Genomic DNA, 20463 nt, shown 5'->3' on the forward strand with positions numbered 1-20463 from the left:
GCCGCCGTCCTCCGCGGGGCGCGCCGCCCCGGGGCCGCGTCGATTGATGCGGGGCTCGACGGCGTGATACCCTGCTCCGCGTGTCCCATGACCCCTCGGCCGCCGCCGACGGCAAACAGGCCGCAACGGCGCAGCGCGCATCGGCCGAGGTAGGCCCGCTCCTCACGCCCGCCGCGCCGGGCAACGCGGCTGCGCCCGCTTGCGCGGCGTCGGCGGACGACATCGCGCTCGTCCGCCGGCTGCTCGCGGGCGACGAGCAGGCCTTCGAGCAGCTCGTGACCCAGCTCCACACACCCATGCTCCGGCTCGCCCGGGCGGTCGTCGGCCCCGCGGGCGCCCAAGAGGTCGTCCAGGAGACCTGGGCGGCGGTCTTCGATGGGCTCGTGCGCTTCGAGGGGCGCTCCGCGCTGAAGACATGGGTGTTCAGGATCCTGACGAACCGCGCCAGGACGTGGGGCACCCGGGAGAAGCGCATGGTCCCTGTCTCCTGGGTGGAGGACGGGGATCACGGCGGCGAGCCGGCGGTCGATCCGGCCCGATTCGACAGCATCGGCGACTGGGCGACTCCGCCTGTTCCGTGGACGGAGCAGAGCCCGGAGGTGCTCTTGCTGCGCAAGGAGATAGGCGCCGTGCTGCAGCGAGAGCTCGAGACGCTGGCGCCTGGACAGCGCGCGGTGGTCCTCTTGCGCGACGTGGAGGGGTGTCCGTCCGACGAGGTCTGCGAGATCCTGGGTATCGGCGAGGCGAACCAGCGGGTCCTCTTGCACCGTGGCCGATCGAAGCTCAGAGCCGCGCTCGAGCGCTACATGACGAGGGGGTGAGCGCGCATGATCGTCACGTGCTGTCAGCTGACCGAGATGATCACCGACAGGAGCGAGGGAAAGCTGTCCTCCGAGCAGGAGGAGGGCTGCGCGCGGCACCTCGCGTGGTGCGACAGGTGCCGCACCTACCTGAAGCAGATGGATCTGACGATCGACGCGCTCCAGGGGCTCCCGGGCGAGCCGCCGCACGACGACGTCCGCGCCGCGCTGTTCGCCCAGTTCCAGCGGCGGAAGACCACCGCCGACTGAGCCTGACGCTTCGGGCGGCGGCGCTCAGGCCCGAGGGCAGCGCCGCGGAGGCGCCATGCCCGCGCTGCTGTGATCATGGAACGCGCCGCTACTGCCACCGCGACCGGCCGCGGCAGCTTGGGCGCCGGCCGTGCCGCCCGCCGGTGCGGTCGCGCATTCGCCGAGAAAGCAACTGACGGGAGCGGAGGAGCCGACGATGAGGTAGCCTCGCCAGCATGCCGACGGAGCTGCTGGAACGGATCACGCACGACCCCGCCGTAATGGGGGGCCGGCCCTGCATCCGAGGGATGAGGGTGACGGTGGGCACCATCCTGGGACTGCTGGCTGCGGGGCACCCGGTCGAGGAGGTGCTCGAGCTCTATCCCTACCTCGAGAGGGACGACGTGATGGCGGCGCTCTCTTATGCGGCATGGCGTGTCGAGGAGGTTGAGCTCCCGCTGAAGGCCTCATGAAAGTTCTGGTGGACATGAACCTCTCGCCGACCTGGGCACCGTTCCTGAAGGGCGAAGGGATAGAGGCCGTTCACTGGTCTGCAGTCGGCGACCCTCGAGCACAGGATCGAGAGCTGATGGCCTGGGCACGCCAGGGCGGGTACATCGTCTTCACGCACGACCTCGATTTCAGCATCATCCTCGCTACAACCGGCGCCAGCGGTCCACGAGGGATCCTGGTCTGACCCAAGAGCCGCCGGCGCGCCTTTGCCTGTCGTGATGAACATCCGCTTCTCCGGCTCTCCAGCGGAGCAGACGCCGGCGCTGGCTGTCGTGGATCTCAGGCCCGTGGACGCCGGCGCGGGGGCGCCATACCCGCAGCGCCATCCCGTGCCTCAGCCGCGCCGCTTCGTGCCTCAGCCGCGCCGCTTCGTGCCTCGGCCGAGCTGCCCCGCGCCCGTGCCTCGGCCGCGCCGCTCCGGGCGTCGCCTGGGACGTCGTGCTGGTCCCGGCGGACCTGGACCTTGCGGCCCTTCAGCCGTGTGGCGCGCAGCGCCTCGATGACGGCGTCGGCCGCGTCGGCCGGGACCTCCACCGTGGAGAAGCCGTCGGCGATCTCGATGGCGCCGATGTCGCGGGAGCTCAGCGACGCCTCGTTCGCGATGGCGCCGACCAGATCGGCCGGCCGGATGCCCGCGGCGCGCCCCGCGCTGATGTAGAGCCGGGCGATGTTGCCGTCGGTCTCCCGCCCCTCGCGCCGCGGTCGCGCCTGCGCCTCGCCCGGGCGCCCGCGCGGCCCCGCGGGCCCGCGCGGCGCGCGGTCGTCGCGGGCGCGGTCCGGCCCGCGCGGAGGTGGCCGGAACGACGGGATCTCCGCCTCGTCGTCCTCCCGCTCCCCCTCCGTCGCGTCGTGGGCGAGCTTCACCGCCGCCGCCGCGATGTCCATCACGTCGAACTCGTCGGCGAGCCCCTCGACCACGACCCGGAACCGCTCGGCGCCGCCCTCGATGAGCGCCTCCCGCAGCGAGGCGCGCGTCAGCTCCAGGCGCCGCGCGCGCAGGTCGGCCACGGTCGGGAGGGTGGCGGCCTCGATGCGCTGCCCGGTGAGCCGCTCGACGTTGCGGATCAGGTAGTGCTCGCGCGGCTCGACCAGCGTGATCGCCGCGCCCTCGCGGCCGGCGCGCCCCGTGCGGCCGATGCGGTGGACGTACACCTCGGGGGCGCAGGGGACGTCGTAGTTGATGACGTGCGAGACATGCTCGATGTCGAGCCCCCGCGCCGCGACGTCGGTGGCGACGAGCAGCTCGGCCGTGCCGGCGCGGAAGCGGGCCATCACGCGATCGCGGTGCTCCTGCGAGAACCCGCCGTGGAGCGCCTGGGCCTCGTAGCCGCGGGCGCGCAGCGCCTCGGTCAGCTCGTCGACCTCGTTGCGGGTGCGGCAGAAGAGGATGGCCGACGACGGATCCTCCATGTCGAGCACCCGGGTCAGCGCGGCGGACTTGTGCGCCCGCGGCACGATGTACGCCGTCTGGCGGACGCGGGGGAGCTCGCCGGGGGCCGCCTTCTCGCCCGCGATCTTGACCCGCACCGGCTCGCGCAGGTGCCGGCCGGCGATCGCGGCGATCCGCGGGGGCAGCGTCGCGGAGAAGAGCACGGTCTGCCGCGCCGCCGGTGTGGCCGAGAGGATCTCCTCCAGCGCCTCGGCGAAGCCCATGTCGAGCATCTCGTCGGCCTCGTCGAGCACGACGGTGCGGATGCCGTCGAGCGCGAGCGTGCCGCGCCCGATGTGGTCGAGCGTCCGGCCCGGCGTGGCCACGATGACGTGGACCCCGCGGCGGAGCGCGCGCAGCTGCTGCCCGAAGGGCTGGCCGCCGTACACGGACAGCACCTGCACGCCGAGCCGGCGGCCGTAGCGGTGCATCGCCTCGGCCACCTGCATCGCCAGCTCGCGGGTCGGCACGAGCACGAGCGCCTGGGGGGGGCCGGGCGGCTCGCCGCCGATCTGGAGGCGCTGGAGCAGCGGCAGCGCGAACGCGGCCGTCTTCCCGGTCCCGGTGGCGGCCTGCCCCAGCAGGTCGCGCCCGGTCAGGAGGTGCGGGATCGCCTCGCGCTGGATCGGCGTGGGCTCCTCGTAACCGAGCTCGGCGAGCACGCCGAGGAGGGCAGGTGCGATGCCGAGCGCGGCGAAGCTGGCGGACGAGGTGGTCGTCTCCACAGGGGCTCCCCATGTCATGGTCGCGCACCGGCGCCGTTGCAACCGGCATCGGTGCGGGGCGCAGCGCGCGCGGCAGGCGAGCCCCGCTGCCCCGATCAGCCGAGCTTCGCGGCGAGGGCGCGGTACCGCTCCGGCAGGCGCGCGGCGTCCAGCCGGCCGAGGAGCGCGCGCGCGGCCTCCTGCGCGCCGGGGCTGCCCTCGGGCGCGCGGCTCACCGCCTCGAGGTAGAGCTCGAGCGCGCGCCTGCGCTCCGCGAGCGCCGGCGCGGCCCGGCCCCGGAGCTCGAGGATCTCGCCCTGCTCCGCGCAGAGCGCCGCGTACGCGCCGATCTTCTCGTGGTCGCCGAGCAGGGTGGCCGCGCCCGCGGCGTCGAGCCGGTCGAGCATGTCCCGCATCGGGCCGAAGAGCCCGTCGGCGGTGGTGCGGACGAGCAGCTCCGCCTCGTCGAGCTGGCCGGCGCGCCGGAGCCCGGCGATCCGGCCGATGGCCTCGGCCAGCTGCTCGATCATGCGGAGGATGTAATCGCGCTGTCTGAGCGACATAGGGTCTCCTGTTCGAGTCTAGCCGATCGCGGCCTCCGTGGCGCGTGCCGGCACGCGCGCGTCGAACGGGAGGAGACCGTCGTGTCGATCAGGCTTGGTGCCGAGATCCAGAGCGCGATCGATGAATGCAACGAGCGGCAATCCCTTCGTCGTTCGGCAAGATAGGTATGGAAAGATGATGGATGCCAGGGTCGAGGAGCGCATGGAGTTGATGATGGCTCGCACAGGGGTACGACCATGGTGCCAAGCTCGATAGCGACATGAGGTCTTTTGCTCGAATCTGACCGACGATGGCCTTCGTGGCGCGCGCCGGCGCCGCGGTACGCCGCCTGCCGTCTGGACGCAAGGAGAGCCGCCTGATCCGAGTGTCTGGGACGCCGACCAGGCTCGATCGCCCTCCACGAAAGCACGCAGGACGCCCGGCTCATCCCACGTCGAGCAATGCTTGAAACCTCACAACACTGGAAAAACCACTCGACACGAGCTTCGTATGCGGTATCACTCGTGCAGGGGGACGACTCGCTCGCTGCCAGCGAACGGGAGCCGTTCTGCGCGCTGAGACGCCTGGTGAGCACGGTCGCACGCAGCACGGGCGCCGACGTCGAGCGGCAGGACGCACCGCGGAGCTCGCGCCGATCCCTGGAGGAAGGTTGCATCATGCTGGATATGTTGTTCACGGATCCCAATCCGAATGCGAGCCCTCGAGTGAGCCCGAGCTCCAAGCTGAATGGGGAGGGACGACCAAGAAGGCCGCGTGTCCTCTGGGTGACGCGCCTCTTTCCGAACCGCGTTGAGCCGTTCGCCTGTGCCTTCCAGCGCCAGCAGCTCGCGGCCCTCTCGCGCCGCTGCGCTGTCGAGGTGTTCGCGTCGATCCCCTACCACCCGGGGAGCTCGCTGCTGGGCGCGCGAACGCGCACGGGGCGACTGGCGGAGGTGCCAGAGCGCGACGTGATAGACGGCATCTCGGTGGTGCACCCGCGCGCGCCGTACCTGCCCGGCGCGGGCAGCCTCCTGGCGCCCGTGAACGCGCCGCTCTACCTCACGGGGCTGCTGCCCCACATCCCGCGGCTGCTCGGGCGGTTCGACGTCGTGGTCGGGGCGTGGCTGTATCCGGACGCCTGCGCGGCGGCGTTGCTCGCGCGGCTGCTCGGCCTTCCTTACGTCGTCAAAGCGCACGGCACGGACGTGAACGTCGTGGCCGGCTGGCGCTCGGTGCGCCCGCTCGTCGCCAGCGCGGTTCGGTCCGCCTCGTACGCGATCGCCGTGAGTCGTCCAATGGCCGAGCTGCTCACCGCGTTCGGCGCGGCGCCGGGCCGCGCGGTCGTCGTCCGCAATGGTGTCGACCGCGCGATCTTCCACCCGAGCGACCGGCTCGCCGCCCGGCGCGAGCTCGGCCTCCCGGAGCGCGGCCGCATCATCACCTTCGTCGGTGACCTCAAGCCGACGAAGGGCACCCTGGATCTGCTCGAGGCGTTCGATGCGCTCGCCCGGCAGGGGGGCGAGCCCACCCACCTCGTGCTCGTCGGCGCCGGACCGGCCCGGACCGCCGTCGACCAGGCCGCGGCGCGCCACAAGGCCGCTCAGGGCGCGGGCGGTCGGATCATCGCGGCTGGCGAGCTCCCGCTCCGTTCGGTCGCGCGCTACATCGCCGCCGGCGATTTGCTGACACTACCGAGCTGGGCGGAAGGAACTCCCAATGTGGTGCTCGAGGCGCTGGCCGTCGGCCGTCCGGTGGTGGCTACGAGCGTCGGAGGCATCCCGGACGTGGTCACCAGCGGTCGCACAGGCCTGCTCGTCCCGCCGCGCGACGTGAGGGCGCTCACCAAGGCGCTCCGCGAGGCGCTTGCGCGGCCCTGGGACGAGCGCGCGTTCGCCGAGGCGGCGCCACCATCGTGGGAGGAGAGCGCGGACGAGCTGCAGCGGCTGCTCGCGCAGGCGGCATTCGGGGACAGCGCGCGGGCCGTGGCCTGAGGCAAGCTCGTCGCAGGGGGCGTGGGCGATCTCGGCGATCCGAGAGGCAGCGGGACACCTTCGCGACCCGCTCCGCGCCCCCCATCTTGACGCTCCGCTCCGCGCTCCTCGATAACCTACAGACGACCGCGCTCAGCTAGCATACAGACCACCGCACTCATCGCGCTGGTCTGCGGTCCGCCATCTGAATGGCGGGCGCGCTGGACCATGGCGGCGGATGAGGGACGTGCTGGAGCTGCACGCCCGGCTCACGACCCGCGCGAACCGGTCGTCGCTCTTGATGTGCGCCCTGTCGTCCTGCATGAGAACACAAGGCCTGACCGGCTGAGGCGCCGAAGAAAGTCGATCAGTTGGAGTGGTGTTCCAAGCCGCTCCCCGCGGAGGCCGCCAGCGTGCTCGCCTGCGGTGGATCCCTCCGCGCGTCGAGCCTGCTCGGAACGTCGGAGATCGTCACGCGGTGCTTGCCGCCGCGGGTGAGCGCGATATCGTCGACCACGCGAGTCTGAATGACGGCTCGGTCGCCGAGCTGTTTGCGGATGGCTTGCTCGATGAGGCGCGCGTGCTCGTCCTGGTAATCCTTCGCCGGGACGATCTTGATCGTGATGGCTCCGCTCCGATCCTGGTGGACCTGGTAGCGCTTCACCGACGGGTAGTCCTTGAGCAGGTGGGGGAAAAACTCGCCCGCCAAGAGCCGTCCGTCCGGTCCCACGATCATGTCGAGCACCCGCCCTTCGACCGAGGCGAGGAGCGGCAGACCTCGCCCACACGAGCACGCCGACGCGGACCCGATGGCGATGTCCTCGTTCTTGTAGCGGAGCAGCGGCATCGACCGGGAGATAAAGTCGCTCACGATCACCTCGCCAGGCTGGCCAGGCGTTGCGTGCCGGCCATCGTGCACCAGCTCCAGGTAGACCCCCTCCATGTTGATGTGCAGCCCTTCGTGCCGGTCGCACTCCGAGGCGAGAAGCATCACCTCCCTGCATCCATATCGGTTGAACAGGGGTGCGTTGAAGGCGCGCTCGATGGTCCTGCGCTGGTGCTCGAAGAGCCGCTCGGCGGAGCACACGAGGCCTCTGGGCGCCGGCAGCTTGCGGCCCGTCTCGAGGGCGAAGCGCGCCGTGTGGTAGAGCGGGTTCGTATAGCCGATGATCAAGTTAGGTCGATAGCGTACGATGTCGTCCACGACGGCGGCGAGCCGTTGCTCGGACAGGTCGAACGCGCTCACGTACTTCTTGCGGAGGATGGCCTCGTGCAGCTCGCGCTTCCCCTTCTTGAGGCGGCTCTCCTGGAGGATGGGTGTCCCCCAGATGTGGAGCTCCTTCTCCCCCACCTTCGCCCCAGCCCAGCCGTCCGACCGCATCGCCGCGGCGATCCGATGCTCGTAGGTGCCGTGGTCCAGGTAGAACCGCAGCGACTCCCCGGTGGAGCCGCCCGTCGCGCTCGCGATCAGTTTGCCCGTGTAGCCCTCGGCGAGCAGCTCGCGCCCGTGGGCGAGGATATCTGCCTTGGTCAGAACGGGGAACCGCACGAGATCCTCTGGTGCCTTCACGTCTGCTACACGTACCCCATGCTCGGCGAAGCGGCGCCGATAGAAAGGCACCTTCTGCTCGGCGAAGCGGAGCGCGTCGAGCATCCTTCGAAAGGACAGCTCTCGAATTTCGCGCTCCGGGCGCCACTGCGATTGTTCGATCTCATGCAGTCGCGTCAGGGTTGCCCGTCTCCGTATGTGGGTTTCGTACAACGGGAACAGAACATGTCGAAATAGCGGTCCGTACATGCTTTCTAGCATTACAAGATGTCTCTTCTTGTCAAGTGACATGCCGCCGAGATGGCGCGGCAGCGTGTCTGGGGCGCGATGTCGAGATCCCGATTGGGCACCGAGGAGAACGCGTGATTGATAGAGCTCGTAACAAAGATGCTTTTCATGTGCATTCTATGGCTGGAGACCGACTCGTCGCACGCGTTCGGCCGGAACGGCGGCGTCGCACCCTCGTGGCCGAGCGGGGCCGCCTTCGTCGCACAGCAAGCTTGCCTGTTCGTGTAAGCTCGTTCACGTTGCGCTGGCTCGGGTTGCTGGTGGGTGTTCGCGTTGGCGTGGTCGCCATGGCAACTGAGCTGCTGACAACCACGCTCGAAGGCACGACCGTGGTTGTGCGCGTGGACGATGGCAGGGCGAACCCCGTGTCCGAGCCGATGAACAACGCTCTCCTCGGGGCCCTTTCGAGGGCTGAAGAGGAGGCCGGCGCGATGGTCCTCGCCGGCCGGCCGGGCTCCCGTTGGGGGGTCGAGCTGCGGGGCGCCCGCGTCGACGAGGCAAGAGAGAGCAAGACGACGCCCGCCGGCGGCGCCATCTTTATGCCACGGTGGCTTCCCATGGGGGCCGTTGCGGCACAGGGGGCCACCTGTGCCGATATGTCGGCGCCCAGCGGCGGTGCTGCCTCGCCGCTCCGACGCACGATCCTGCCGCCTTCATGGCTGGCTTTCCCGCCGAGCTCGCATGGTACGATCCGGTCATGCGCACTTCGCCAATGCTCGCGCTGCTCGCCGCCGCGTCGCTCGCGGCCTGCGTTCGTTCCCCCGCGCCCGCCGCGGCGCCCGATGTCTTCGCGCCGTCCGCCGCCGACGTCGGGCCCTGGTACACGTCGGCGCCCGATCTCACGGCGATCCCACCGGGGATCGAGGCGCCGGAGCAGCGGGCCGCGCGGCTGCAAGCCAGGGCGATCCTCGTGGATGGCCACAGCGGCGTGCCCTCGCTGCTCCTCGGCGGCTCGTTCGCTCAGGTGAGCTCGGACGACGAGCTGATGGCCGCGGAGGTCGCCAGGATCAAGGCGGCGGGCGTCACCGGCGCGTTCTTCCCGATCCACGTCGGCCCGTCCGCGCCGCCTTCGTCCTCGAGGCTCGGCGGCAGCGCCGCGCGCCGCGCGCTCGATCTCATCGAAGCGACCCACCGGCAGGTCGAGCGCCACCGCGAGGCGCTGATGCTCGTGCGCAACGCGAAAGACATGCGCCGCGCCGAGCGCGACGGCCGGATCGCCGTGATCATGGGCATCGAGGGCGGGCACGCCATCGAGAACTCCCTGCCTGCGCTGCGCTCGTTCTACCGCCTCGGCGTCCGCACCATGGCGCTCACGCACATGACCACGAACGACTGGGCTGGCTCCGCGGGAGGCGCGCTCGATCCCGGGTACGTCCGCGACCGCGGCCTCTCCCCCTTCGGTGAGGCCGTGGTCCGCGAGATGCAACGGATCGGCATGCTGGTCGACGTCTCGCATGGATCGGACAGCACGTTCCAGGGCGTCATGAAGGTGGCCAAGGCGCCGATCATCACCTCTTCCACGATGCCCGCCGCCGGCCACCGCCGCCGCAACCTCGACGATTACATGCTGCGCGCGGTCGCGGAGAACGGCGGCCTCGTCATGGTGAACTCCTGGGCGCTCTTCCTGGACGAGGCGTATGCCGAGCAGTCGGCGCGCTTCGCGCAGAAGTACGGGGCGCACCTCAAGGAGCTCGGCGAGAGGCTCCCGGGCGACACGAAGGCGCTCCGCGAGGAGATCGAGAAGCTCAGGACCCAGGAAGGGGAGAAGACGCCGCCGCTGTGGCGGATCGTCGACCATATCGACCACGTGGTGAAGATCGCGGGGATCGAGCATGTCGCCCTCGGCTCCGTCTTCGAGGGGAGCGAGGCGCTCAAGGAGGGGCTCGCAGGCAGCGCCGGGGCCCCGAACATCACGCTGGAGCTCATCCGTCGCGGCTACTCGGATGCGGACATCCTCCGCCTGCTGGGCGGGAACTTCGTGCGGGTCCTCGAGCAAGCCGAGGCCTACGCGGCCGCGACGGAGACAACGCTGTCCGGGGACGGCAGCACGCAACAGCTCAGCGCGGCCGAGCTGGGTGATCTGCCGGGGCAGCCCCTGCTGCCGGCGCCCCCGCCGCCGGCGCCCCCGCCGTCGCGGGGGCCGATGTCGTGGGGGGTCGTCCCGCCGTCCTCGCCGTCGCCGCAGCGACCGGCCGCGCAGCCCTCGAAGGCCGGAGCGCCGGAGTCTCCGTCCTCGGAGCTCCTGCTGTCGCGGTAGCCTCTCGCCGTCGACAGGCGGTCGAGCCGGGTTTACGGTGGCGATCCCCGGGATGCGAACGGCGGCGCGACCCCTGACCCGGCTGCGAACCTCCACGCTTCCGGCGGCGCTCGCCGCCTGCGTGCTCGGCGGCGCGTGCTCGGAGGCGCCGCCGGGCGGCCACGGCGGTGGTGGCCAGGGCGCGGGCGCGCACCCGGTGACGACGACCACGTACGTGAGCGTGGCCACGGGCTTTGGAGGCGCCCTGGAGGAGCTGCCGCGCGTGTTCACGGTGACCGGCGTCGTCACCGACGGCGCGGCGCCGCTCGAGGGCGCCATCGTGATGCAGGCCGGCGGGGAGCCGGCCCTCGTGACCGGCCCGGACGGCGCGTTCTCCATCGAGATCACGCGGGACATCCCGGGCCAGCCGACCGTTGTCGCGGCGAAGATCGGATACCGGACGGACGGCATCGAATTCGAGGTCGTCCCCGACGGGCCGGTGGAGATCCCTATTCGCCGCGCGTCGCCGCCGGACAATGCGCTCGGCTACACCTACGGCGATCCGGGCGACGGCGACCCGCACAACTCGACGCGGTTCTGCGATCACTGCCACACGACGCTCGTGGCCCAGTTCCTCGAGTCGGGGCACGCGCGGTCGGCGAGGAGCCCGCTCCTCCAGGCCATCTACGCCGGGGTCTCGATGGCCCACACGGACGAGGCCTCGTGCGGCGCCGCGGGCGGGCGATGGAAGGCCGGACGCGTCCCTGGGAGCGAGGGGGGCGCCGCGATGCGGTGTTATCTCGGGAGCGGCGTGCTGCCGGATCTCAACCCGTCCTGCGGCGGGGGAGCGCAGCCCTCGTGCGACGATCCCGCGCTGCCGGAGGCGGTGCGCCCGGCGGCGTTCGGCGCGTGCGCCGACTGCCACGCCGCGGGGATCGACGGCCCCGCGGGCGGGCGAGACCTCCTCGAGGCCACCGGCATCGCGTTCGAGAAGGGCGACCACTGCGACGCTTGCCACAAGATCCGCGACGTCGATCTGAGCAAGCCGCCCGGGGTCGCCGGCGCCCTGATCGTCCAGCGCCCGCAGGAGAGGAGCTCCCCCGATCCCTCGTCGAGGCTCCTGGAGGTGATGTTCGGCCCGCGGCCGGACGTGCCGAACAGGTTCATGGGCGGCAGCTACCAGCCGAAGTTCTCGGCCTCGGAGTTCTGCGGCGGCTGCCACGAGCAGAAGCAGGCGGCGCTCCTGCCGGGCGCGGCGCTCGATCCGGTCCGCTGGCCAGACGGGCTCCCGATCCATGAGACGTTCTCCGAGTGGGCCGCGAGCTCTTGGAACCGCCCGGCCACGCAATGCCAGGCCTGCCACATGCCAGGGGTCCTCTCGCTGAAGAGCAGCCTCGACGTGACGAACGAGGCGAACGCGAGCGTCTCGCTCGGCTTCGTCCGCCCGGCGGGGACGGTCCGCTCCCATATTTTCCGCGGCCCGCTGGAGGGGTCCCCGCGGCTCATCCAGGGCGCGGTCGAGGTCCGCATCGACGCCTCGGCGGCGCCGGGCGAGCTCGCGGTCACGGTCTCCCTGGCCGGAGGCGCGGCGGGTCACGCCGTTCCGACCGGGGAGCCGATGCGCGCGCTCGTGCTCCTCGTCGCGGCGGAGGCGTGCGGCGTGCCCCTTTCGCCGTCGAGCGGCATGACGGTGAACGACACCGGCGGCGCGCTCGCGGAGGCGCGCGTCGGCCAGGGCGCGGCCCTGACGGGCGCCCAGCTCGCCTGGGAGGAGGGCGCGACGCGCGCGAGGGCGGGCGACGTGGTGCGGATCGTCCGCCCGACCGGCGTCTACGACGATTACACCGGCATCGGCCGCTTCGCGGACCCGTCGCTCGACGCCGCGGACAAGGGCCTCGAGGTCCGCGCGCCGGTCGGCGAGGCGCGGGTGGTCGCCGCGGGCGGCGGCGCGATCACCCTGAGCGGCGCGATCGCCGCGCAGGACGGGGATATCGTCTACCTCGGCGCGCCCCTCGCCGCGGCGCCCGCCGACGGCCAGCCCGCGGCCGCGTTCGCCGGCGCCGCGGGCTACACCTTCGCCAAGGTGCTCGTCGATCCGGCGGGCGCGCGGCACGCGCCGCAGCACCGCGCCGTCGATATCGCCAGCGACAACCGCATCGCGCCGGGGGGCGTCGCGGTGACGTCGCACGGCTTCGCGATCCCCGCGGGCTGCTCGGCGACCGCGAACGTCACCGCCACGCTGCTCTACCGGCCGGTCCCGCTCGCCCTCGCGCGGGAGCGCGGGGCCTTCGCGCGCGATTACATGGTCGCCTCGGCGTCCTCGCCGGTGCCGCTCGACTGAGCGAGCCAGCCGAGGAGCGATCCAGGCCGGCGCGCCATGGCCCCAACCCGGGCCCCCATAGGCGTTAACCAAGCTTCGCGCCGCGTTCTCCCACATCCGAACGTTTACGTGGTCGTGGTCGTGGTCGTTCACGGCCTATCGTTGACGACCACGACCACGTAAACGTTGGTGACCCGCAGCACCGCGAGCCGAGCCAGCGGATCGTACTTGCCGTTCCGATATCGTGCTGGTCTCAGGCGCTGGCGCTGGACAGGGGGGGTACGCTATGGGCCTGAGCAATGAGCGAGAAGCGTGTGCAGACGTCGGGTGTGGAGGGGAGCGCCGCGCGCGCAGCAGCGGAAAAGAGGGAAACTTCGGCGTTCCGCGATTACCGCGAGGACGCGCGGCCGAGCGTGAAGGAGCTCTACCGGCTGAACCACGAGGGGCAGACGCTCGCCTTCGTGCGGGAGAAAGAGCGGCAGTACCTCGGCCTCGACCGGCGCCGGATGGGCATGTGGGAGGCGCTCGAGCTGCTCGATCGGGTGGTCGACGACAGCGATCCAGACACGGAGCTGTCGCAGATCGCACATGCGCTCCAGTCCGCGGAGGCGGCGCGGCGGGACGGGCAGCCGCCGTGGTTCGTGCTGACCGCGCTGATCCACGACGCCGGGAAGATCCTGTGCACGTGGGGCGAGCCGCAGTGGGCCGTGGTGGGCGACACCTTCCCGGTGGGCTGTGCAACCTCGGAGCGGATCATCTTCCCCGAGCTCTTCGCGCGTAACCCGGACATGGCGAACCCGGTGTACCAGACGTCATGCGGGATTTACGAGGAGGGCGCGGGGCTCTCCCGGATATACATGTCGTGGGGACACGACGAGTACCTGTATCATGTGGTGAAGGACCACCTGCCGCTCGAGGCGCTCGCCACGATCCGATATCACTCGTTCTACGCGGCGCACCGCGAGGGCGCGTACGGGCACCTGATGAACGAGCAAGATCGGCGGATGATGGAATGGGTGCGGCGCTTCAACCCGTACGATCTGTACTCGAAGGCCGATGACCCGCCGGACGTTGAGCGGCTGAAGCCGTTCTACAAGGACCTGATCGCGGAGTTCCTGCCGGACGAGCTCCGCTGGTGAGGGGCTGTGACGGATGAAGCGAGCGGACGGGCATGCGTGAGCCCATGGAGATCCTGCTCGTCCCATCCCGCTCGTCTCCGGGGGCCTACGAGGCACACCGCGGAGCTACCGCGCCTCATCCAGGACGATAGACTAACGCTGGAGGGGGTATCCGGGAATGGGCCCGACCGCCGCCCCAAGCTTGCTCACCCCTCCGGTGCTGTCGCCAGATCGAGCCGCCGCCCGATCGCGTCGTGCCGAGGGGATGTGATCCGTCGTCACGTCCCACCGAAGTCCCGTGGGATCCGACGGATCACGCCTGTTCGCTACCGCACCGTCGTCCCTCCGCGACGCTGTTCTGGCGCGGCCGCCCGGGATGTGGGAGATGGGCCTGGCCCGCGGGGGCCGCGACGCATCCGATGAGCATGGCCCATTACGTCTCGGTCTTCCTCGTCTCGCTGTCGGCGATCTTCTTCGTCGTGGATCCGCTCGGCATCGTGCCGCTGTTCCTGACGATGACCGCGGGCGATCCGCCGGAGAAGGTGCGGCGCACGGCGCGGCGGGCGTGCGCCGTCGCCGGCGGGCTCATGCTGTTCTTCGCCCTCTTCGGCGGCGTCGTCTTCAAGGTCTTCGGCGTCTCGCTGGCCGCGTTCCGCGTCGCGGGCGGGCTGTTGCTGCTCGTCACGGCGCTCGACATGCTGCGCGCCCGCTCCTCGGCGACGCGCACCACCCCGTCCGAGGAGCAGGAGGGCATCGCGAAGGAGGACGTGGCGCTCGTGCCCCTGGCCATGCCGCTCCTCGCCGGGCCGGGCGCGCTCGCCACGGTGATGGTGCTGATGGCGCGCGGGGGCAACGACCCCGTGGCCATGGGGCTGGTGCTCGCCGGCGTGGCCATCACCTTCGTGGCCTCCTACTTCGTGCTGCGCGGCGCGGGGCTCGTGCAGCGGGCGCTCAAGGCGTCCGGCATGGCCGTGCTCGAGCGCGTCATGGGCCTCATCCTGGCCGCCATCGCCGTGCAGTTCATGGCCGACGGGGTGAAGGAGCTCTGGCACGGGTGACGCCCGCCGGGCGCCGCCCGGCGCGTCAGTTGAGCTGGCCCGCGCGCCGCGGCGCCTGCTTCATGCAGAGGACGAGCGCGTCGCGGAGCCGCGCGAAGGTGGATACCCGCGACATGTCCACGCCGTCCACGAGGAGGCCGCGCGCCACGTCGGGCCGGATGCCCACGATGATCCCTTTCGCCCCGAGGAGCTCCACCGCTCGGACCAGCGACAGAAGGATGTTCCCGAGCGAGGCGTCGATGGAGTCGACGCCGGTCAGATCGATGATCACCACCCTGCAATGGGTGTTCGAGACCGCGCCGAGGAGCCCCTGCATCATCTGGTCGGCCCGGCAGTGATCGACCGCGCCGAGCACCGGCATCATCAACACGCCCTCCCAGACCTGGATGATCGGCGTCGACAGCGCGCGGATCGTCGCCTGCTGTTCCGCGTTGAGGGCCCTCGTGCGCGAGAGCTCCTGCGCGAGGTCGTCGAGCCGCCTCAGGTCGCTCGCAGCGACCGCCTGGGCGATCTGGACGAGCTCCTCCCGCTCCCTCAGCGCATCCCCGAGCTCCCCCAGCGCCGCCGCGATCGCGCCGAGATCGTCGCCAGGGTCCGATCCCTCGGCGAGGGCTGCGTCCGCGTCTCCCTCCTTGAGCTGCTCGATGTAGCGTAGGATCGCCTGCGCCCGCTCACCCGGCACGACGCCCCCGGAGCATCTCGCTCTTGAGCTGCTCATAGACCGTCTCCGAGATACAGCTCGTGAAGCAGCGCGTGTGGACGAACTGGCCGTCCCGCTTGAAGACGTTGGAGTTGATCAGCACGTGTTTCATGCTGCCGTCCTTGGCGCGGAGGCGGGCCGGGTAGGAGGCCAGCTTGCCGGTGCCCGCGAGCGAGCAGAGGATCTGGTCTATCACGTCCTTGTCGACGTGGAAGTCGGTGACATGTCGATTGATGTACTCCTCGCGCGTATAACCGAGGAGCTCGAGCTCGAGCTTGTTCGCCCACAGGATCTTGCCGTTCGCGCCCACCAGATGGACGCCCAGCGAAGCGTTGTCCAGGACGTCATGCCAGTCTTCCACGCGGTCCTTCGTCCCCATCGCCAATCTCCCCCGGTCGTGCTTCGACCTTGACTTGTCCGGCCCGATGAGCGCCCGAGGTGCGGTGTCCGCGAAGGCGCTGCCTGCCCGCAGCTGCTCAGGTTACAGGAGAACGGGGAGCTGGACGAGCGGTGTGGTCGCCGCGGTGGGGTCGGGCACATCGGGAGAGCGTGAAGGCGAGTCGTCGTGGAGCTCGCTTGTCGGCTGGATGCGGCGGGCTCAGCGGCTCGACGTCGCTACGCGGCCGGGCCGCCTCGGCGCGCGCTGGGCTCCCCACGGAAGACGTGCGCGTGGGCGCGCGCGAGGTCGCCGAAGGCGCGGGGCGCGCGGCCTGTCACGCGCTGAACGACGTCGGTGACGCGGTCCTCGGCCCCGTCGCGGATGGCGAGATCGAGGCTCACAAGGAACGCGGCGTAGGGCGATGGGATACCCGCCCGGACGAGGTATGCCCGAGCGTCCTCCTCGCCGGCGCGGACGTGGCGTATCGCCCGGCCGGCGATGCGGGACACGATGGCCGCCACGTCATCGTAGCTGAGCGCCTCCGGGCCGGTGATGACGTGAGATGTGTTGTGCGGCGCGCCGTCGAGGAGCGCGCGCGCGGCGACCTCCGCGATATCGTCGGCGTCGACGAAGCCGACGCGGCCGCCGCCCGTCGCGGTCGTGAGCTCGCCTCGCCCGGCGATCGCCGCCGCGTGCGGGTGGCGCGGGTCGATGAAGTTCTGCATGAACCACGACGGTCGGAGGACGGTCCACTCTGGAGCGCGCTCGCGGAGCGCGCGGTGGACGAGGCCGAGCCCGGGGCTGCCCTCCGCCACGGGCGACGCGCTGAGCAGGACGAGGCGGCGAGCCCCGCGCGCAAGCGCGCGCTCGACGAAGGGCAGCATGAGCGCCGAGGGATCCTCGACCATCGCGGGCGCCACGAGGTACACGCGATCGGCGCCGCGGAGCGCCTCGTCGTGCGTCGCGGCGTCGGCCCAGTCGAAGCGGGCGTGCTCCACGCCGTCGCGGGCGGCGGGCGCCGCGCGGCTCGCGGTGCGGACGCGCGCGCCGGCGGCCGCGAGCCGCGCGGCGACGGCTCGCCCGGTGGTGCCCGTCCCGCCGGTGATCAGGACGAGCGGCCCATCGCTCCCTGCGCGCGCCCTCATGACGCCCCCTCGCGATGGGCGTCGAGCTCGCCGCCGAAGGCCTCGAGGACGGGCGCTGGATTCCAGTACTCGCGGTAGCGCACGACTCGGCCGTTCCTCGTCGCGACGATCATCACATAGTCCTGCTCGTAGCGTCTGCGCGCGGGCCCGATGGTCGCCGAGCCGTGCACCTCGGCGAGCGCGACGTCGGGATCGGTCGTCGGATACCGCCGCACGTCGCGGAGCTCGAGCCCGTGGAAGCTCTGGAGGATGCCCTCGAAATGGCGCCGGATGGCCGCCTTCCCCTCGAGGCGCGCCGGCGCGCCGAGCGCCGGCGCGTACGGGAACTCGACGGTTGCGTCGTCGGCGAAGAGGTCGAGCCAGCGCTCCAGGTCACGACCGATGAGATCGAGGAGCGCGTCGAGCGCCTGCGCGGCGTCGAGCGGCCGGGAATGCGGCTGGGGGTGCGTCATGGGATGTCCTTTCCTTTCGTGTCGACGAGGCCAGCGTAGGGGCGCCGCGGTTGCCGCGCGTCCAGCTCCACGATCCGCGCGTCCACGGTCCACGGCCGGCGCCGCCCTCGCGGCGGGTCGCGCGCGCCGGCGTGGCGCGGCCCGCCGCGTGATGTAGAGTCGATCGCGCCATGTCCGCCGCGTTCGACGAGCTGGCCCGGAGCGTCGTGCTCCGCGAGGCCGAGGTGAGGCGCTTCGCGCTCGGCGATCGCTGGGGCAAGCGGCAGCCGGCGCAGCGCGCCTCCGCCCGGGTGTACGCGGCGCTCGGCGGCGGCGGGTGGATCGACGTCGCGCGCCGGCGGCTCGCGCTCGGCGCGGGAGAGCTCGTGTTCCTGCCGCGCGCCGAGGAGCACGCCATCCGCGATCGGCCGACGACCTCGCTCGCGCACCCGGAGGCCCTCTGCCGCGGGATGCGCGCCGTGGCCGACGACGCCCTGGCCACGGAGGCGCCGCCGGAGACGCGCCTCGTCGTCGTCGACCTGCACGTCGACGCGGCGGGCGCCCCGTGGGTCGCCCTGCTGCCGCCGGCGGTGCACGTCGCGGGCGCGACGCCGGGGCTCGCGCGCTGGCTCAACGACACGCTCGCGCTGCTCGCCGGCCCGCCGGCCCTGTCGGCGGCGCTGCGCCGCTCCGTCGGCGAGGCGTGGGCGCACGCGCTCTTCGCGAGCGCGCTGCGCGACCCCGCGGCGTCGCTGCCGCGGCGGGACGCGCTCCGGGACGAGCCCATCGCGGCCGCGCTCGCGCGGGTGCGCGCCTCGCCCGAGCGCGCGTGGGAGCTCGGGGACCTCGCGCGAGCGGCCGGGCTCTCGCGATCCGCGTTCGCGGCGCGCGCGACGGCGCTGCTCGGCGAGCCGCTCGGCCATCACGTGCGCCGGCTGCGCCTCGAGCGCGCCGCGGTCCTGCTCGGCGAGACGACGCTCCCGGTGAAGCTCGTCGCCGCCCGCGTCGGCTACGACAGCGAGCCCGCGTTCGGGCGCGCCTTCGCGCGCGCCCACGGCGTGAGCCCCCTCGGCTACCGGCAGGCGAGGCGGCGAGAGCACGACGGTGCGCACACCGTCGGACGCGCAGGTTGACGAGAGGGAAGCGCTGCTCTGCGGCGCAGCTGGTATCATGTCCACCCGGATCGGAGCACCAGCTCCCACGCGCCGGCGCGCGGTGCGTGGCTTTCGGCGCGGCCCGCCCAGCTGATGCCGTATCCTCCTGCGGATGCGGCAAGGCGCGAGGATAGGTGTCCTGCTCGTCGCGATGGCGGCGTGCGGCGGCGATGGCGATGATGCGGAGTCCACCGCTGGCGCCGGAGGCGCCGCGCCGGGCGCGGGCGCCGCCGGAGGCTCCACGTCGGGCGCGGGCGCCGCCGGTGGTTCCTCGCCTGGCGCGGGGGGCTCCACGCCGGGCGTCCCGGCCTACGGCCGTTTCGGTCAGCCCACGACCACCTTCACGCTGCCGGAGCCGGCCCCGAGGGAGGGTGAGCTCCCCGAGATCGCCTATCCCGATCTCGCCGGGTCGTTCCCGGAGGTCGACTGGAGCGCGCTCGACCGGCTCTACATTCCGGCTGGCCACTACCGGAGCATCCTGCTCGGCGGCCTGCCCGAGCGGAGCGCGGAGCGCCCGCTCGTGATCACGAACCTCGGCGGACAGGTCGAGGTCGGGGGCGACGCCGCCAACTACGTGTTCGTGATCAAGGGCGGAAAGGGCTGGATCCTGACCGGCCGGCACGACCCTGTCTCGAAGACCGGAGACGAGGGGTTCCGGGGGCACGCCGAGGGCGCGTTCGCCCATGGCCAGGGGACGTACGGCATCTTCATCGACGACGCGTTCAGCAAAGAGGGCCTCTCGGGGCTGGCCATCGGGGGAGGAGCGTCGGATTTCGAGCTGGATACCCTCGAGGTCGCGCGCGCCGAGTTCGCCGGCATCGTCGCCAAGACCGACGACGACGGGCAGGCCACGATGCGCAACGTGAAGATCCACGACCTCTACGTGCACGACGTCGGCTCGGAGGGGATCTACTTCGGCAGCACCCAGGCGCAGCCGCAGCATGCGTTCGAGCGCCTCGAGGTGTACGATAACCGGTTCCTGCGCACCGGCACCGAGGCGCTGCAGGTCGGGCAGCTCGGCTCGGACTGCGAGATCCACCACAACGTCATAGGACCGGGCGCGGTCCGGTGGCGGTCGGCGTTCGACCATTACCAGGACGGCAACGTGCAGTTCGGCCAGCGCTACGGCAGCTCGAGCTTCCACCACAACCTCGTGATCGGGACGGGCGACCTCTTCGTCGAGCTGTTCCCGACGCGCGTGGACGGCGATCCGCGCTCGCCGTCGGACACGATCTCGTTCACGGACAACTACTTCGCCGACACGTCGCTGAGCGGGGTGTACACGCACGCGGTGGACACCGGCGCCACGATACGCTTCGAGCGCAACGTCTTCCTCGGGTTCCACTTCAACTATGGCGAGGTGTACCCCGACGCGGACGAGCCGGTGCAGGTCTTCGCGGTGGGCAGCAACGCGCCGAACCCGCACATCCTGAAGGGCAACCGGGTGGACGGGCCCTATCCGTTCATCAAGTGGCTCTTCGACAGCGTGCAGGCCGAGGACAATCCGACGGTCGCGGTGGAGCGGGTCCGCTTCCGAGACTTCATGGGAAGCGGCCTCGACGAGGACTACCGGCGCCTGGAGTGGTGGACCGACCGCGCGACGCTCAGCCCGGACGAGCGCGCCGTGACGTACCCCAAGGGAGCCCACGTCCTCCACCAGGGCGCGCTCTACGAGGCGCTCGCGGAGAGCCAGGGCAAGCAGCCCGATCAGCACCCCGACGTGTGGCGCGCGCTGCCGGCCCCTGCGGACGACGTCCGGTTGAGCGCCGACTCGCCTCACCAGGGGCTCGGCGTCCGCTGGCCGCCGCCTTAAAATCCCAGCAATCCCCCCGTCTCCCCGCCTCCCTGTTCAATTTCTCTTTGCTGAGATACCAACA

Annotated in this window: 18 protein-coding genes; 11 read left to right on the forward strand and 7 right to left on the reverse strand. The window is 71.6% G+C overall.

Annotated features, from left to right (window positions below):
* The first annotated feature begins 80 nt into the window (after nucleotides 1-80).
* The 4 genes from WME73_RS03720 to WME73_RS03735 all read left to right on the forward strand — a co-directional run bounded on the left by WME73_RS03720 (nucleotide 81) and on the right by WME73_RS03735 (nucleotide 1746).
* Nucleotides 81-821: an RNA polymerase sigma factor gene (locus tag WME73_RS03720; RefSeq protein WP_437744188.1), complete on the forward strand. Its 741-nt coding sequence runs from the start codon at nucleotides 81-83 to the stop codon at nucleotides 819-821.
* Nucleotides 822-827: 6 nt separating this feature from the next.
* A complete protein-coding gene (locus WME73_RS03725; RefSeq protein WP_437744189.1) occupies nucleotides 828-1070 on the forward strand; it encodes an anti-sigma factor family protein in 243 nt (80 codons plus the stop codon).
* 215 nt (nucleotides 1071-1285) lie between these two features.
* The gene (locus WME73_RS03730) at nucleotides 1286-1522 is read left to right on the forward strand and encodes a DUF433 domain-containing protein (RefSeq protein WP_437744190.1); all 237 of its coding nucleotides are present in this window, start codon (nucleotides 1286-1288) and stop codon (nucleotides 1520-1522) included.
* A complete protein-coding gene (locus tag WME73_RS03735; RefSeq protein ID WP_437744191.1) occupies nucleotides 1519-1746 on the forward strand; it encodes a DUF5615 family PIN-like protein in 228 nt (75 codons plus the stop codon). The genes WME73_RS03730 and WME73_RS03735 overlap by 4 nt, the downstream gene beginning before the upstream one ends.
* A gap of 95 nt (nucleotides 1747-1841) precedes the next feature.
* Here the strand turns inward: WME73_RS03735 and WME73_RS03740 are convergent, their stop codons facing one another.
* Entirely contained in the window at nucleotides 1842-3716 is a 1875-nt protein-coding gene (locus WME73_RS03740; protein WP_437914740.1) for a DEAD/DEAH box helicase, read from the reverse strand.
* Between the two features lie 95 nt (nucleotides 3717-3811).
* Nucleotides 3812-4258, reverse strand: a complete 447-nt coding sequence (locus tag WME73_RS03745) for a hypothetical protein (protein ID WP_437744193.1) — start codon at nucleotides 4256-4258, stop codon at nucleotides 3812-3814.
* A 765-nt stretch (nucleotides 4259-5023) separates the two neighbouring features.
* On the opposite strand from WME73_RS03745, the gene WME73_RS03750 reads away from it, so the two are divergent.
* Complete coding sequence (locus WME73_RS03750) at nucleotides 5024-6229, forward strand: glycosyltransferase family 4 protein (protein ID WP_437914741.1); 1206 nt, start codon at nucleotides 5024-5026, stop codon at nucleotides 6227-6229.
* A 346-nt stretch (nucleotides 6230-6575) separates the two neighbouring features.
* Here the strand turns inward: WME73_RS03750 and WME73_RS03755 are convergent, their stop codons facing one another.
* Complete coding sequence (locus WME73_RS03755; RefSeq protein WP_437914742.1) at nucleotides 6576-7757, reverse strand: phenylacetate--CoA ligase family protein; 1182 nt, start codon at nucleotides 7755-7757, stop codon at nucleotides 6576-6578.
* A 985-nt stretch (nucleotides 7758-8742) separates the two neighbouring features.
* Here WME73_RS03755 and WME73_RS03760 point away from each other — a divergent pair.
* The 4 genes from WME73_RS03760 to WME73_RS03775 all read left to right on the forward strand — a co-directional run bounded on the left by WME73_RS03760 (nucleotide 8743) and on the right by WME73_RS03775 (nucleotide 14777).
* Nucleotides 8743-10302, forward strand: a complete 1560-nt coding sequence (locus WME73_RS03760; protein ID WP_437914743.1) for a dipeptidase — start codon at nucleotides 8743-8745, stop codon at nucleotides 10300-10302.
* 37 nt (nucleotides 10303-10339) lie between these two features.
* Nucleotides 10340-12622: a hypothetical protein gene (locus WME73_RS03765; RefSeq protein WP_437914744.1), complete on the forward strand. Its 2283-nt coding sequence runs from the start codon at nucleotides 10340-10342 to the stop codon at nucleotides 12620-12622.
* Between the two features lie 278 nt (nucleotides 12623-12900).
* Nucleotides 12901-13740 carry an inositol oxygenase family protein gene (locus WME73_RS03770; RefSeq protein ID WP_437914745.1) on the forward strand — a complete coding sequence of 280 codons (840 nt, stop codon included), beginning with the start codon at nucleotides 12901-12903 and terminating at the stop codon, nucleotides 13738-13740.
* Between the two features lie 404 nt (nucleotides 13741-14144).
* Nucleotides 14145-14777, forward strand: coding sequence for a MarC family protein (locus WME73_RS03775; RefSeq protein WP_437744198.1), 633 nt, complete (start codon nucleotides 14145-14147; stop codon nucleotides 14775-14777).
* A 25-nt stretch (nucleotides 14778-14802) separates the two neighbouring features.
* Here WME73_RS03775 and WME73_RS03780 read toward each other — a convergent pair whose 3' ends face one another.
* From WME73_RS03780 to WME73_RS03795, 4 genes are all read right to left on the reverse strand, one after another.
* Nucleotides 14803-15495, reverse strand: coding sequence for an STAS domain-containing protein (locus WME73_RS03780; protein ID WP_437914746.1), 693 nt, complete (start codon nucleotides 15493-15495; stop codon nucleotides 14803-14805).
* Entirely contained in the window at nucleotides 15449-15856 is a 408-nt protein-coding gene (locus WME73_RS03785; protein WP_437914747.1) for a PAS domain S-box protein, read from the reverse strand. Before WME73_RS03785 ends, WME73_RS03780 begins: the two co-directional genes overlap by 47 nt.
* Nucleotides 15857-16092: 236 nt before the next feature.
* A complete protein-coding gene (locus WME73_RS03790) occupies nucleotides 16093-17001 on the reverse strand; it encodes an NmrA family NAD(P)-binding protein (RefSeq protein ID WP_437914748.1) in 909 nt (302 codons plus the stop codon).
* On the reverse strand, nucleotides 16998-17453 hold the full coding sequence (locus WME73_RS03795; protein ID WP_437914749.1) for a nuclear transport factor 2 family protein: 456 nt from the start codon (nucleotides 17451-17453) through the stop codon (nucleotides 16998-17000). Before WME73_RS03795 ends, WME73_RS03790 begins: the two co-directional genes overlap by 4 nt.
* Nucleotides 17454-17623: 170 nt before the next feature.
* Here WME73_RS03795 and WME73_RS03800 point away from each other — a divergent pair, with 170 nt between their 5' ends.
* Both WME73_RS03800 and WME73_RS03805 read left to right on the forward strand, forming a co-directional pair.
* Nucleotides 17624-18565, forward strand: coding sequence for a helix-turn-helix domain-containing protein (locus tag WME73_RS03800; RefSeq protein ID WP_437744203.1), 942 nt, complete (start codon nucleotides 17624-17626; stop codon nucleotides 18563-18565).
* Between the two features lie 133 nt (nucleotides 18566-18698).
* The gene (locus tag WME73_RS03805; RefSeq protein WP_437865039.1) at nucleotides 18699-20399 is read left to right on the forward strand and encodes a right-handed parallel beta-helix repeat-containing protein; all 1701 of its coding nucleotides are present in this window, start codon (nucleotides 18699-18701) and stop codon (nucleotides 20397-20399) included.
* The last annotated feature ends 64 nt before the right edge of the window (nucleotides 20400-20463 follow it).

The sequence above is a fragment of the Sorangium sp. So ce302 genome (assembly GCF_051530145.1).
GTDB lineage: Bacteria > Myxococcota_A > Polyangia > Polyangiales > Polyangiaceae > Sorangium > Sorangium cellulosum_B.

Bases quoted from the DNA above. Each gene is read 5' to 3' on its own strand.
- WME73_RS03725 (WP_437744189.1), top strand. From the start codon at position 828: ATGATCGTCACGTGCTGTCAGCTGACCGAGATGATCACCGACAGGAGC.
- WME73_RS03730 (WP_437744190.1), top strand. From the start codon at position 1,286: ATGCCGACGGAGCTGCTGGAACGGATCACGCACGACCCCGCCGTAATG.
- WME73_RS03735 (WP_437744191.1), top strand. From the start codon at position 1,519: ATGAAAGTTCTGGTGGACATGAACCTCTCGCCGACCTGGGCACCGTTC.
- WME73_RS03745 (WP_437744193.1), bottom strand. From the start codon at position 4,258: ATGTCGCTCAGACAGCGCGATTACATCCTCCGCATGATCGAGCAGCTG.
- WME73_RS03760 (WP_437914743.1), top strand. From the start codon at position 8,743: ATGCGCACTTCGCCAATGCTCGCGCTGCTCGCCGCCGCGTCGCTCGCG.
- WME73_RS03770 (WP_437914745.1), top strand. From the start codon at position 12,901: ATGAGCGAGAAGCGTGTGCAGACGTCGGGTGTGGAGGGGAGCGCCGCG.
- WME73_RS03775 (WP_437744198.1), top strand. From the start codon at position 14,145: ATGGCCCATTACGTCTCGGTCTTCCTCGTCTCGCTGTCGGCGATCTTC.
- WME73_RS03780 (WP_437914746.1), bottom strand. From the start codon at position 15,495: ATGAGCAGCTCAAGAGCGAGATGCTCCGGGGGCGTCGTGCCGGGTGAG.
- WME73_RS03785 (WP_437914747.1), bottom strand. From the start codon at position 15,856: ATGGGGACGAAGGACCGCGTGGAAGACTGGCATGACGTCCTGGACAAC.
- WME73_RS03790 (WP_437914748.1), bottom strand. From the start codon at position 17,001: ATGAGGGCGCGCGCAGGGAGCGATGGGCCGCTCGTCCTGATCACCGGC.
- WME73_RS03795 (WP_437914749.1), bottom strand. From the start codon at position 17,453: ATGACGCACCCCCAGCCGCATTCCCGGCCGCTCGACGCCGCGCAGGCG.
- WME73_RS03800 (WP_437744203.1), top strand. From the start codon at position 17,624: ATGTCCGCCGCGTTCGACGAGCTGGCCCGGAGCGTCGTGCTCCGCGAG.
- WME73_RS03805 (WP_437865039.1), top strand. From the start codon at position 18,699: ATGCGGCAAGGCGCGAGGATAGGTGTCCTGCTCGTCGCGATGGCGGCG.